The 14919-nt window shown below is 35.9% G+C and carries 10 protein-coding genes; 3 read left to right on the top strand and 7 right to left on the bottom strand.

Features of this window, described 5'->3' with window-relative positions; translation table 11 throughout:
• The first annotated feature begins 9 nt into the window (after positions 1–9).
• Together MHB75_RS02985 and MHB75_RS02980 are read left to right on the top strand one after the other, a co-directional pair.
• Positions 10–3543, top strand: coding sequence for a non-ribosomal peptide synthetase (locus MHB75_RS02985; RefSeq protein WP_340995860.1), 3534 nt, complete (start codon positions 10–12; stop codon positions 3541–3543).
• Positions 3509–4102, top strand: coding sequence for a 4'-phosphopantetheinyl transferase family protein (locus MHB75_RS02980; RefSeq protein WP_340995859.1), 594 nt, complete (start codon positions 3509–3511; stop codon positions 4100–4102). Before MHB75_RS02985 ends, MHB75_RS02980 begins: the two co-directional genes overlap by 35 nt.
• 163 nt (positions 4103–4265) lie before the next feature.
• On the opposite strand, the gene ahpF is transcribed toward MHB75_RS02980, so the two are convergent.
• Both ahpF and ahpC read right to left on the bottom strand, forming a co-directional pair.
• Entirely contained in the window at positions 4266–5816 is a 1551-nt protein-coding gene (gene ahpF / locus MHB75_RS02975; RefSeq protein ID WP_141272627.1) for an alkyl hydroperoxide reductase subunit F, read from the bottom strand.
• Between the two features lie 275 nt (positions 5817–6091).
• Positions 6092–6655 (bottom strand): alkyl hydroperoxide reductase subunit C, encoded by a 564-nt coding sequence (ahpC, locus tag MHB75_RS02970; RefSeq protein WP_141272625.1) that lies wholly within the window; start codon positions 6653–6655, stop codon positions 6092–6094.
• Positions 6656–7165: 510 nt separating this feature from the next.
• Between ahpC and MHB75_RS02965 the strand changes: the two genes are divergently transcribed.
• Positions 7166–8269, top strand: a complete 1104-nt coding sequence (locus tag MHB75_RS02965) for an ABC transporter ATP-binding protein (protein WP_340995858.1) — start codon at positions 7166–7168, stop codon at positions 8267–8269.
• A gap of 116 nt (positions 8270–8385) precedes the next feature.
• Here MHB75_RS02965 and MHB75_RS02960 read toward each other — a convergent pair whose 3' ends face one another.
• The 5 genes from MHB75_RS02960 to dinG form a co-directional block, all read right to left on the bottom strand.
• Positions 8386–8934, bottom strand: a complete 549-nt coding sequence (locus tag MHB75_RS02960; protein WP_340995857.1) for an NUDIX hydrolase — start codon at positions 8932–8934, stop codon at positions 8386–8388.
• 62 nt (positions 8935–8996) lie between these two features.
• Positions 8997–9926 (bottom strand): serine O-acetyltransferase EpsC, encoded by a 930-nt coding sequence (epsC, locus tag MHB75_RS02955; RefSeq protein ID WP_141272619.1) that lies wholly within the window; start codon positions 9924–9926, stop codon positions 8997–8999.
• 178 nt (positions 9927–10104) lie between these two features.
• Positions 10105–11400 (bottom strand): asparagine--tRNA ligase, encoded by a 1296-nt coding sequence (gene asnS / locus MHB75_RS02950; RefSeq protein WP_141272617.1) that lies wholly within the window; start codon positions 11398–11400, stop codon positions 10105–10107.
• A gap of 108 nt (positions 11401–11508) precedes the next feature.
• Complete coding sequence (locus MHB75_RS02945; RefSeq protein ID WP_340995855.1) at positions 11509–11991, bottom strand: cell wall elongation regulator TseB-like domain-containing protein; 483 nt, start codon at positions 11989–11991, stop codon at positions 11509–11511.
• A gap of 30 nt (positions 11992–12021) precedes the next feature.
• Complete coding sequence (gene dinG / locus MHB75_RS02940) at positions 12022–14796, bottom strand: ATP-dependent DNA helicase DinG (protein WP_340995854.1); 2775 nt, start codon at positions 14794–14796, stop codon at positions 12022–12024.
• Between the last annotated feature and the right edge of the window lie 123 nt (positions 14797–14919).

Genomic DNA, 14919 nt, shown 5'->3' with positions numbered 1-14919 from the left:
TTTATTAACTTGGTTACTTTACAAAAAGATTTGAAAATCACGCAAAATTCTCTATTCCCTGTTGATATATCTTTTCGTTCAGATGTCTCGATGTATCAATCTGCTAAAAAAAATTTAGATTATTCAATCCAATGGCATATTACGGCATTTGGTATTTGGATGCACCGTTTAACAAATGAAGCATCTATTGAACTTGCAGTTGAATTAGATCGAAAACAATCTGTAGTCCACATGTCTTTTTCTAAAGATTCGACTGCTAAAGAAATTTATGAACAAGTTTTTTTAGAATCAGTTGAGCGTTTATCAAACGATTTAAAAATCATCTTTTCTTCAAATAACTATTATTTTGAGAGTTATACGTGTTTTTTAAATGAAACAAATATCGAACGTTATGAACAATATTACGATATTATTTTGACAACGATTTTAGAAGAATCAAACGTGAAAATTTCTCAAATTAATCTTATGACTACTTGGGAGCATCAACTTTATCAAAAATTAAACGAGACAGAACTAGATGCACCAATCTATCAAACGATGCATGATGTATTTGATCAGACGGTACAAAAATATCCACAAAAAGTTGCTTTACAAGATGCCACAAAAACACTTACTTTTTCAGAGATTCAAATACAAGCAGATAGTATTGCTCAACTATTAATGGAGAAAGAGATTCAAGTAGGTGATTATGTTGCAGTTTATATGCAACGCAGCATGGAAGCGATTATTTCTATGTTAGGCGTAATGAAAGCTGGAGCAATTTATGTACCACTTAGTCCTGATAATCCTGACGAACGAAATGAGTATATCTTAAAAGACACACAAGCCAAATTCGTATTAACAGATGCGATTACTACTGAAAAAGCAATTACTTGGGATGAACAAATTCCAATGGCACTTTATACTCAAATCGAAGAAAAAGTACTTGTGAAAAAGCCAAAGGTCAAACCAACTGATCTCGCCTATATTATCTACACTTCTGGCTCTACTGGTAGACCAAAGGGTGTGAAAATACCACATAAAAGTATCGCAACATTTGCTTATGCTGAAAGAGAAACCTATGGATTTTCAGAGCATCACATTCTAACACAATTTTATACACTCACATTTGATGCATCTTTACTTGAATTATGTCCAATGATTTTCCATGGGAATACACTGTATATGTTATCTAAAGAAGAGCGACTTGATATTTCTTTATTTGCAAAAGCAATTCATGAACATGGTATTGACTATGTCATGATGGTTCCAATGAGTGCTTTAAAGCAGTACCTTTTATTTGCGACAGAAGAAGATATCGAAAAATTACAACGTCTACAATGTTTTGGTGTAGGTGGCGAAACACTTCCTTTAGATACGGTTCGACTTTTTCAAGAAAAATTCGGTCTTATTCCTTTAAAAAATGTATATGGTCCTACAGAATGTTCTGTTTTAACGACGACTTATACAATCGACACACTGTTACCAAAAGATTTGACGACAATCCCAATTGGAACACCTTTACCGAATTATCGTGTACATGTCTTAAATGATGGGATGACTTATTGTCCAATAGGCGTTACAGGTGAACTATATATTGAGACAACTGCTCTAGCTGAAGGCTACCTACATCTCCCTGAAAAAACTGATGAAGTATTTGTAACGACACCCATTAGTGAAAATAGAATGTATCGAAGTGGCGATTTAGTACGTTTACTACCAAATGGGCAAATTGAATTTGTTGGTCGAAAAGATACACAAGTCAAAATACGTGGATATCGTGTTGAACTGGGAGAAATCGAAGAACATCTTCTTGCAATACCTGAAATTACAGATGGAGCGATTATCGCAAAAGAGATTCAAGGTGATCTATCCATCGTGGCATACTATCAAGTAAAGGATGGGGTTACTTATTCAACTGAACAGGTAGTAGATGCTTTAAAACAACAAGTTCCAGCATATATGTTGCCTTCTTATGTGATTGAACTTGAAGAATTCCTTCTATTACCAAGTGGGAAAATTAATCGTACAGCTTTAAAAGAGCGCAGTCTAGATATGCAAGTTCAAGTGAAGTATACAGAGAATCAATTAGCTCCAGTAAATGACGAAGAAGCTATCATTTTAAAAGCATGGCAAGATGTATTATTACAACAAGACATTGGCACAAATGAAGATTTCTTTGAAATTGGTGGTCACTCATTAAAAGTGTTAGCAATCTTAACACAATTGAAAAAGCAGTTCCCTATGTTAAAAATTAATGATTTCTTTGAATATCGCACAGTTCAAGCACTTTCTAATTATGTACGTACTGCTGGAGCTCCAGAAGAAGTTGTAAAAGAGACGAAACAAAAAGAATTGTTTGAACATCCAAAATCACTACACAACATGACTGTTTTCAAACCGATTACACAGCAATTGATCTTATTAACAGGTGCCACAGGCTATCTAGGTGCACACTTACTAATCGATTTATTAAAACGTCCTGAGGTTACGGAAGTTTCCGTACTTGTACGTGCAACATCAAAAGAGCATGGTTTAGAACGTATTCTTGAGCAGTTACGCTATTATGAACCAAGCCAACCAGTGGAAGAACTTTTACGAAATACTTCTTTACGTATTATTTTAGGTGACTTCACACAACCTAACTTAGGAGTAAGTTCTGAAGATCTTATGTGGTTACAAACAAATGTACAAGCACTTATTCACTGCGGAGCAGACGTACGTCACTTTGGTGATGCAGGGCACTTTAAAAAGACAAATATTGATAGCACTGCCTATTTAATTAATTTCGCAAAACAATGTACGGAAATTCGTTTCCATTATGTTTCTACATTAGGCATTCAAGAAGATTTAGCGTCTGAAGGTAAATGGGACGATTTCTTAACAAAAGACTCCATTTTAGATGCACCAGATGTTGAAAGTCTTTATACAAATAGTAAGTTAGCATCTGAAAAATTGTTACAACAAGCTCATACAGAAGGTCTTCCTATAACAATTTATCGTCCTGGTAATATTTCTTGCCAATCAACGACAGGGATATTCCAAAAAAATATTGATTCAAACGCTGTATATCGCATGTTTAAATCATTTATTTTATTAGAAAAAGCACCGAATGTTAACTTTATGATGGACTTTACAATGGTTGATTACGCAAGTTCTCTAATTGCAAATATCGCTCTTTCAAATGATACAATCGGCGGAATTTACAACATTTGCAATACAACGCTTATTTCATTCAAAGATGTTTTACAACACTTTAGAAAATTCGGTTATACAATCGAACTTGTAGATGAACAAGAGTTCATTGACTTCTTATATGATGATTCTAAAAAAGATGCTGAAGGTCTTGCTCTGGCTATGGCTGACTTAGAAGGCGATGGAGCAAAAAATTCATCTCTATTATATGCATGTCCACAATCCGAATTGTTTATGACACAGAACCAATTAACGTGCCCTAAACCTAATGAAGCATTCTTTGAACAGATGATTCAACAAGCAATTCAGCAACACTATTTTCCGGAGATAAAAAATGAAAATATTACTAACCCCTATTTCATACAATAAATCGATTTTCAGAAGTTTTTTTCCATTATTAACGGCTGATGAACGTTCTTATGTGCGTAAGTTTACTTCTTTTAAGCGTGCGTATGAATCTTTGATTGCACGTATTATGATTAAAAAATATCTAGGTGTCGATGGTATTCGACAAACAAAAGATGGGCAACCTTACTTACCTGACAGTCCTTATTATGTCAGTATTTCACATTGCGAAGGATATGTGATGGTTGCCTATGCTAATTGTAAAATCGGGGTAGATTTAGAGTTACAACAGCCTCTTTTAGAAGGAACTGAGTACTTCATGAGTTCATATGAACAAAAAATGTTCAAACAGGAAGCTCAACAACTTTGGTTAATTAAAGAGGCTTATTCTAAATGGCGTTCACTAGGATTTCATGGAATTGATCCACAAAAAATTCAATGCGAAAAAAAGAATAGTCATTGGACAATTCAAAAAGAGCGCTGTTTTGTGAAAACAGAAAAATACGGTGAATTATCGTATGCATTTGTTTCTTCTCAAGAAAAAATAAGTAAATTAATTTTGATAGAAGAAAAGTATTTGTAATATAAAACAGGCTAGAATACAACATTTCACTTCTCTTTTTAGCGCTCGCAACAAAAAACTGGAACCGCGCTGTGGCGCAGTTCCAGTTTTTTGTTGCTCATATGAGAAGTGCTTTTTACTCTTATGTCCAGCCTATTTTCTAATGCTTAACTATGGAAAAGTATTATACTTCTACTAACTCTTCTGTATGACGAATTAGGTAATCAAATGCACTCAATGCCGCTGTTGCACCTGCACCAATTGAGATAACGATTTGTTTATAGGCACTATTTGCACAGTCACCTGCTGCAAACACACCTGCGATATCTGTTGCTCCATTACGATCTGTAACAATCTCTCCACGTTCATTCAATTGAACAGAACCTTCTAGGAATTCTGTATTTGGTAATAAACCAATTTGAATGAATACACCATCAAGTGCTACATGATGTTTTTCTTTCGTTACAGCATCGATATATTCAATACCATTCACTGTACGATCACCTGTAATTTCAGATGTTAAAGCATTCGTGATAATTGTTACATTTGGTAAACTACGTAAACGTTCTTGTAGAACTGTATCTGCAATTAACTCACCTGTGTTTTGTAGAAGTGTTACATGATTCACAATTCCAGCTAAATCGATTGCTGCTTCAACACCTGAGTTACCGCCACCTACTACTGCTACATCTTTACCTTTGAATAATGGGCCATCGCAGTGTGGACAATATGCTACGCCTTTATTTTTAAATTCTTGCTCACCCTTTACGCCTAATTGACGGTAGCGAGCACCTGTTGAGAGAATAACAGTTTTACTTTTTAAAACTGCACCATTTTCTAATTCAACTTCGATTAATTGTTTCTTCTCAATATTTTTCACACGTTGTGCTTTCATCACATCAACTGGATAATCTAATACATGTGCTTCAAGACTTGCAACAAATTTTGGACCTTCTGTTGCTTTTATACCGATAATATTTTCAATCGACATTGTATCGTTTACTTGTCCACCGAAGCGTTCTGCAACAATTCCCGTACGCACACCTTTACGCGCTGCATAAACTGCTGCACTTGCACCTGCTGGACCTCCACCTACTACTAACACGTCAAATGGTTCTTTATCATTGAATTCGGCAGCATCAACTGTAGAACCTAATTTATCTAGAATATCATCTAATGTCATGCGACCACCTTCAAAGAAATCCTTATCACGGTAAACTGCTGGTACAGCCATGATTTCTTTTTCTTCTACTTCTGATTTGAAAGCGCCGCCTTCAATCATTGTATGTGTAATATTTGGATTTAATACAGACATAATATTTAATGCTTGGACAACGTCAGGACAGTTATGACATGTTAAGCTAACATATGTTTCAAAGTTCATTGGCTCTTTAATCGCTTGAATACGTTTTACTGTTGATTCATCAATTTTTGGTGCACGACCACTTACTTGTAATAACGCAAGTACAAGCGATGTGAACTCATGACCAAGTGGTAAACCTGCAAAAATAACACCTGTATCTTCACCTACGCGATTAACGCTGAAACTTGGTGTACGTTCTAATTCTGCATGTTCAATTGTAATACGTGGTGACATATCATCTAATGTTTGGACAAGCTCTAACATATTTTTTGATGTTTCATCTTCACCCACATGTACTTTTAAAACTAAGTCGCCTTCTAACATGGCCAGGTATTGCTTTAGTTGTGTTTTAATTTGATCGTCTAATAACATAATTGAAACTGCTGCTTTTTCACTTCTAATTATATGTTTCCATCATTTTTTCGCAAAAAAACGATGGAACTATATATGTTGAATGCCCTCTTTCACAGCAGTATTTTCACCTCTTCATTTCGTTTCAGGTAGGTAAGAGAGTGACGCCAAACCATAAAACGATTCATTTTTCCGTACATTTATGCAATTTTGCTAAAAACAGAGCGACAAATACCAATCTGTAGACTGATGTTTGTCGCTTGTCTAGTGCCCCATATGACTACAGTGGCGTTAAATTAGATTTTACCTACTAGGTCTAGGCTAGGCGTTAATGTTTCTTCGCCTTCTTTCCATTTTGCTGGGCATACTTCACCTGGGTGGTTACGTACGTAGTTAGCTGCTTTAATCTTGTCGATTAATTGAGAAGCGTTACGACCGATACCATCATTGTTGATTTCCATAGTTTGTACTACACCGTCTGGATCGATTAAGAACGTAGCGCGTTGTGCAAGACCTGTTTCTTCGTCTAATACGTCGAAGTTGCGAGAAATTGTATGCGTTGGGTCACCAATCATTGTGTATTCGATTTTAGAAATCGCTTCTGAATGATCGTGCCAAGCTTTATGTGTGAAGTGTGTATCAGTTGATACAGAATATACTTCAGCACCTAGAGATTTTAATTCGCCATATACAGCTTGTAAATCTTCTAGTTCAGTTGGGCAAACGAATGTAAAGTCAGCTGGGTAGAAGCATACTACAGCCCATTTACCTTTTAAAGTTTCTTCTGATACTGTTTTGAATTCACCGTTTTGGAATGCTTGTGCAGTGAATGGTGCGATTTCTTTGTTTACTAATGACATATTCAATTCCTCCTAGATATATAATCAAATATTAATAATAAATCCTTAATTAGAATTATTATTGTTTACATTAAAATTATCATACAAAAGACTTTCAATGTCAACCCTTATACATATATCTTAACAAATTTATTCATTCATTGTCCAAGAATATAGTAAAACCAAGTGTTTACAGTCATTTTCCACTCTGAATAACTTTGTGAGACTTTTCACGTAAGCTACTAGTGAAATAGTGAACATACTTGATTTTACGCATTTTCCAAAATTTTATATACACCTTCCATATCCTTATAAATTGTCATATTTTAGACGTATTTTACACATTCTCATTCACTAAACAATCTAACCTCTATTTTATATATTTTTGCAAACTTTCATCTCAATTAAAAGCTTTTACTCGTTTAATTGAGAATAAAAAAATGTCATAATTAAAGTTACTGCTATTTCATAAGTACTTTGACTATAATAGAATATGACATGTATAGAATTTAAACATAGAGGAGATCTATGATGGCTGAATTAACATTACAAAATATTTATAAAATTTACGATAAGAAGATAACGGCTGTGACGGACTTTAACTTAGCAATTCAGGATAAAGAGTTCATTGTTTTTGTTGGGCCATCTGGCTGTGGAAAATCGACAACACTTCGCATGATTGCAGGATTAGAAGAAATTTCAAAAGGTGACTTTTACATTGATGGGGAACGTGTAAATGATTTACCACCAAAAGATCGTGATATTGCGATGGTGTTCCAAAACTATGCGCTCTATCCACATATGACGGTTTATGAAAATATGGCATTTGGCTTAAAACTGCGCAAACTACCAAAAGAAGAAATTAAACGTCGCGTATCTGAAGCAGCGAAGATTTTAGGGTTAGAAGAATATTTAGAACGAAAACCAAAAGCATTATCAGGAGGTCAGCGTCAACGTGTGGCACTTGGTCGTGCGATTGTACGCGATGCAAAAGTATTTTTAATGGATGAACCCTTATCGAACTTAGATGCTAAATTACGTGTACAAATGCGTGCAGAAATTATTAAGTTACATCAGCGTTTACAAACCACTACAATTTATGTAACGCATGACCAAACAGAAGCGATGACGATGGCGACACGTCTTGTTGTAATGAAAGACGGTCTCATTCAACAAGTGGGTTCACCAAAAGAAGTATATGAAAAACCTGTGAATGTCTTTGTTGCTGGCTTTATTGGCTCACCAGCTATGAACTTTTTCAAAGCGCGTATTCAAGATGATTTTGTACAAGTAGGCACATTACAGCTACCACTGACTACAGACCAACGTACTTTACTACACAACAAAGGTTATAACAAAAAGGAAATTATTTTAGGAATTCGTCCAGAAGGTTTTCATAACGAAGAGAGTATGTTAAAGCAATTACCTGAGCATACAGTTCAAGTGAAAATTGATGTAGCCGAATTAACGGGTGCAGAATTTATGATTTATGCGCAACTAGAGGAACAAAACTTTATCGCACGCATTGATGCAAATGAACAGGTGTCATCTGGACAAATATTATCACTTGCGATTCAAATACAAAAATCACACTTCTTTGATACGACAACAGAAATGCGCATTACAGCTGAATAATTTTCTAACAGACTGAGACAAAACATTTCACTTCTCTTTTTAAAGTTCGCAACGAAAAAACTGGAACCGCGCCATAACACGGTTCCAGTTTTTTTATGCCCAGTCTTTTTCTTATTTTACTTCATTTGTGCAATGATTTTATTATAAATCGGTAGCATATGTTCTTCCCTACAATATGTATTCAATTCATCAAATGGAATCCATGCCACACCACTATTTTCTTCTTCACACACAACGAGTGCCGCTTGGTCATCTGCTTCAACTAGATACGTGACGTTCATATGTAAATGCTCTGATACATATTGCCCTTTTTTCACATGCCCTAAAACCGTTAGTTGCTCAATCGAAATGGGCTCTTGTTGAACAGGTTTTGCTTCTACCCCTGTTTCTTCTTGCACTTCTCTTAATGCAACAGCTAAAAAATCTGATTCACCATCCGCATGTCCTCCTGTCCATGCCCATGACTGATAAATATTATGATAGACCATTAACACATGTGTGCGTGCTTGATTCACGACAAAAGCTGAAACTGTCATATGTGCAATTGGGTTTTGACGCGTTAAAACATCTGGAAAATGTGTGAATGCATAGCGAAATGATGCTAAGTCTTGCTGCTCTTGTTCATTTACAGGTTGGTATTGTAATAGCTTTTCTTGCCAGTTCATTATTTGACTTCCTTTCATAAAAAAAGAAGGAGGTGTGGCAGCTGAACTACCCCTCCTTTTTTTTAAATTTCATATTCAATATTTACAGATTGGTTAATACTTGGCGAAGGTTGTGAATGGTATACGCGCGAATGCGGCACAACAGAATGTGTTAACCAAATATTACTGCCTAGTACGGTATCATGACCGATTTTTGTTTTGCCACCTAAAATCGTTGCACCCGCATAAATCACGACATTATCTTCAATGTCAGGATGACGTTTGATGCCTTTAATTGGATTGCCTTCATCGTCTAACGGGAAGCTAAGCGCACCTAATGTTACACCTTGATAAATTTTAACATTGTTACCTATTGTACATGTTTCACCAATTACAACACCTGTACCATGGTCGATGAAGAATGAATCGCCAATGGATGCGCCTGGATGAATATCGATTCCTGTTAATTCATGTGCATACTCTGACATAATACGTGGAATGATTTTCACATCTAATTTATATAATTCATGCGCAATGCGGTGAATGCAAATCGCTTGAATAGATGGATAACTCAGTAGAATTTCTTCTGTTGATGTTGCAGCAGGGTCGCCATTATAAGCTGCTTGAATATCTGTCTGTAATGTACGACGAATTTTCGGGAACTTGTTCATCAACTGAATAACAATTTGATCTGCTCGCTCACGTGCAACGTTTTCACATACATCTTCATCTTCTTTATTATAAAATAGCGCTTTTTCTAAAATATCACGTAAATCAAGCGCTGCTTTTCGTAAATTATTACTAATTGCGACATTCAGACGCACTTCATCAATCGGTTTTTGATCATAGATTCCTGGGAATAACGCAATGCGGAAACTTTCAATGACACGATAAATGCGATCGCGTCCTTTAAAACCAATTGAATTTTCTAAATCAAAATAATCTTGATTAATTTCAATCAAGTCATTTGAAATTTCAGGTACCTTTGTATTTAACCAATCATTTAATTCCATAATACAAAATCCTCCTCATCTACTCTAAAGCGTATTCATTACGCTCGCTCATCTTTGTTCTATTTTAACGCACAATGTACAGTGTTCCAACTAAATTGTTTTTTATTTTTATAGCATACTTTAATTCTCAAAAGAAAAAGCTCATATGACTTAACATCACATGAGCTTTCATCTTCTATTATGGATAAATACGGTTTAATAAACGTGGGAATGGAATGGTTTCACGTACGTGTTCAGCACCTGTTACCCAAGATACTGTACGTTCTAGCCCTAGACCGAAACCTGAGTGTGGTACAGAACCGTATTTACGAAGTTCTAAATACCAGTTGTATGCTTCTTCATCTAAGCCATGTTCTTGGATACGTTGTTTTAATAAATCATAGTCCCAAATACGCTCAGAACCACCGATAATTTCACCATAACCTTCTGGAGCGATTAAATCGGCACATAGCACGACATCATCGCGGTCTGGATGTGGTTGCATATAGAATGGTTTAATATCTTTTGGATAGCATGTAATGAAAACAGGTAAATCAAAGTGATTTGCAATCGCTGTTTCATGTGGTGCTCCGAAATCATCGCCCCATTTAATATCATCAAAGCCTTCTTTATGAAGAAATTCAATGGCTTCATCGTATGAAATACGTGGGAATGGTGCTTTTACTTTTTCTAATTTTGAAAGGTCGCGACCTAAAATTTCTAATTCTAGTTTGCAGTTTTTTAATACAGATTGCACGATATACGATACAAATTGTTCTTGTACTTCTAAGCTCTCATCATGTTCCACAAACGCCATTTCTGGTTCAATCATCCAGAACTCGATTAGGTGACGACGTGTTTTTGATTTCTCAGCACGGAATGTTGGACCGAAAGAAAATACTTTTCCTAATGCCATTGCTGATGCTTCTGCATATAATTGTCCTGATTGTGATAAGAATGCATCTTCATCAAAGTATTTTGTATGGAATAACTCTGATGTACCTTCAGGCGCTGAAGCTGTTAAAATTGGGGGGTCCATTTTAACGAAGCCATTGTCATTAAAGAATTCGTATGTTGCACGAATTAATTCGTTACGCACTTTCATTTTTGCATGTTGTTTTTTTGAACGTAACCATAAGTGACGGTTGTCCATTAAGAACTCTGTACCATGCTCTTTTGGTGTGATTGGGTAGTCGTGTGATTCTGAAATCACTTCGATGTCCTTCACTTGTAATTCATAACCGAATGATGAACGTGTATCTTCTGTTACTTCACCGATTACATATAATGAAGTTTCTTGATGAAGACCTTTTGCTGTTGCAAACATGTCTTCAGAAACTTCTGCTTTTACAACAACGCCTTGTACAAATCCTGTACCATCACGTAATTGTAAGAAAGCAATCTTACCGCTTGAACGCTTATTTGCAAGCCAAGCGCCAATTTTTACTGTTTCGCCAACATGTTTTGGCATTTCTTGAATTGTAATTTTTTTCATAGGAATCCTCCATCACATCTGGGATTAAGTAAATAGTCTCCTATCTACTTCTTGATTTATTCTCTTTTATTATATACAAAAAACGAGAGCATTTCTATTTTCGAAATATTATAAATTCGTGATTTTTTTCCACCATTGACCTGTTTCAAATACCACATAGACATAATTGAGCTCATCTCGGTTATTTTTGAATGCTACTTCCCAAACGGGACCTGGCTTTTCAATACCTAAATGGACATGAAGCACTTTTTTCACTTTTTGTCCTTCAGTAGCTATCTTAACAGCTTCTTTTTCTGTAATGCCTTTTGAAAGTTCAATGACTTCTTTTTTAGCTTTCGGTTGATCTTGATTTACAATCACTGCTGTTGATTGATTCTTATCATTTTTACCGATAACGGTAACATAATGGTTTGTACTGTTATATACGTAAGATTCATCTACTGTTTTTAATAATCGTTCCTTCAACACAACATCTTCCGCTTCTTGTGTAGCACTATGATAAGGCGCATAGGCTTTAATCGTTACAAGTACTGTTAATACGACTGCTAACATGACGAAGAAGATGGCGAAGAATTTAATCCAACTTTTCATTCCATCACCTGAACTTTTGATTGATTTTGCTTATTTATTATACCAATCTTCCAAATCGAAGACTAGTTCACTGAGTGAGACATGGCGGACTTCTACATTCGGTAATGCGCGTAAAAAGTCTGGTCCATATGATTTTGTTTCGATTCGACGATCTAACACGATAAATGCACCTTTATCCTGAGATGAGCGAATTAATCGTCCGAAACCTTGCTTAAAACGTAGGATTGCTTCGGGTAGAGATAGTTTATAAAAGGCATTTAAACCTTGTTGTTGCATTTTATCTGCTTTTGCTTTAAAGAGTGGTTCTTCTGGCGCTGAGAATGGTAGACGCACGACAACGACAGCTGATAGTGCGTCTCCTGGTACGTCGACACCTTCCCAAAAGCTATTTGTTCCAAATAAAACCGAGCGCTCAAAACGCTGGAACATCTTTAATAAACGCATACGACTCCCAGTTGAGATACCCTGTGCAAAAATCATATAATCCTCTAATGCACCAATTTCTTGAATTAAATCGACCGTTTTACGAAGCATATCTTGCGATGTAAAAAGAACGAAACAACGTCCTTCCGTAGCAAGTACAGCTTGTGTCACTGCTTCTGCTACTGCCTCAATATAAGCCGATTGTGGCACTTGTTGAATATCTGGCATATCGTCCACAATATACACGTTAGCACCTTTATAATAATGTGCTGGCGCTTGGAATTGATAAAGAGCTACTTCTCTTGATAATCCTAGCTGATCCGCAATAAAGCGTGGATTTCCTGGTACAGTTAGTGTACCGGATGCCCAGACAACTCCATCTCTTCCTCTAAATTGATCAAACGCTTGCGTAATATGGTCGGCAATGTGAATCGGACGGTCGTAAATTTGAATACTATTTGGCAAACTTCTACGATCTGCTTCAATCCAAGACGTTCGATTTTGTTCATGTACATAGAAAATCGCGCGCCATTGTTCGAGTAATTGTTGTAAATCACGTAACCAATATTCCCAATCTGTCAGCCATACACGTTTAGAAGCTTCTAAATCATCTTGATAACTTTTAAAAATACGTGTGACCTCATGTGCTAACTGTAACCACTGTTCCATCATATGACCGACTTCTTCTAATAAAGGTTGCTTCAATGTGAGTGTATTTAAAAGAATTGTCTTTTTTTGTACTCCACCATGAGACGAAGATAAATTCATACGACTTACGAGATGATTCATCGCATGCTCGAAAACATCAATCATGTCAAAGAATTGATTTTCAAGCTTTGATAAATAACGCATTGGCACACGATCTGCTTGTTGTAATAACCGATAAAATGCATGGTGTAGCGCACGATCTTCAAAATGACCAATCTGACCAAAGCAATATTTAAAACGACGATATGCAAATACTTTTTCCTCTCGCATGGTCGCTGCTTGAATCATCTGATGTCCTTCATCCAAAATAAATCCGCCGACTTGCTGCACAATTGGTGTTTCACGTTTTAAATCAGCCAATAACATCGCATGATTTGTAATGATTAATTCAGCTTCTTCACATGATTTCATCGCTTCTAAATAAAAATCAAATGCATTTTGTTGTTTTGTTTCTGCAGTTGTACTTGTACGACGAATTCGATCGAGTACAGTACGTCCTCCACCCGAAACATTCACTTCATTCAAATCACCTGTTGAAGAGATAGCGAGCCAAACAAGCACTTGCATTTTCACAAAATTCTCATCATAACTATCTTCTGTAATCACAAGCGATTCAATAAAACGGTCGAGATCAATATAATGTTCCATACCTTTTAAAACAGCAATTCGAACATCACAACCTAATAATTCTTTCGCTTTTGGTAGTTCCTCTTGAATGAGTTGATCGAGTAGATGAGATGTGTACGTACTAATAACAACGGGTTGTTTTTGTTGTTTTGCAAAAATAATACTTGGAATCAAATACGCTAATGTCTTACCAATACCAGTAGATGCTTCTGTTAAAATCTCAGTACGATGTTGCAAGCTATTCCACACAGCATCCATCATATTAAATTGACCTTCTCTCACTTCAAAGTGCGTCATCACTTTTGAGAAAAGCTGTGTCTTTGCTTCCGTACTCGATGGATAACTAACTGACTGTACATCTATTTCTTGTTGCTGTGGTTGTAATATTGGTACACCACGATATAAGAAATGCTGCTGTAGTTGAGAAGATTTCGTTCTTTTTACTTGCAATGCTTCAAAAAATAAATGTGCTAAACCTGATTTCAATTTAAACGAACGCGTATGTAGATGCTGAATCGTTTCAAGCGGCAAAGACATTAACTGTTCAAAACACTTCTTCAATAATCGCGCTGTTGCCATCGCATCATCATCTGCGCGATGCGCGTTCTCTAAACCAATATTTAATTCAAGAGCAATTTCTGAAAGTTTATAACTATAAGCCGTTGGATAGAGTATTTTTGCCAACTCTACGGTATCCATACTTTTACCAAACCATTTTGGTAAACCACAGCGCTTAAATTCTTCTTGTAAAAATGGTAAATCAAAGTCGATATTGTGGGCGACAAACACGCAGTCTTGGAGCATGTCATATACTTCATGGGCAATGGCTTCAAAAGGCTTAGCATGCTTAACATCTTCTTCTTTTATATGTGTTAAATCTTGAATGAAATGTGGTATTTTTCGTTTAGGATTGACGAAAGAGGTATAGGTCTTTTCAATTTGCCAATCTCTCATAAATACAATGGCGATTTGGATAATACGATCGCCTTGCTTTGATGAATGCCCAGTTGTTTCTAAATCAACAACTGCATACATTTGACTCTCCATGTTCTTCACGTCTTTCAAATCATTTTATTATAGACATCTTTCAATAATACGTCCTTTATTTCATACAGACGATTTTATCATACTTAAGACGGCTGTGGGTAAGTAGAACCTTTATTTTCTATT

Origin of the sequence: Kurthia sp. FSL E2-0154 (assembly GCF_038003625.1) — a bacterium.
Lineage (GTDB): Bacteria > Bacillota > Bacilli > Bacillales_A > Planococcaceae > Kurthia > Kurthia gibsonii.
This window is presented reverse-complemented; position numbering and strand designations above follow the sequence as displayed.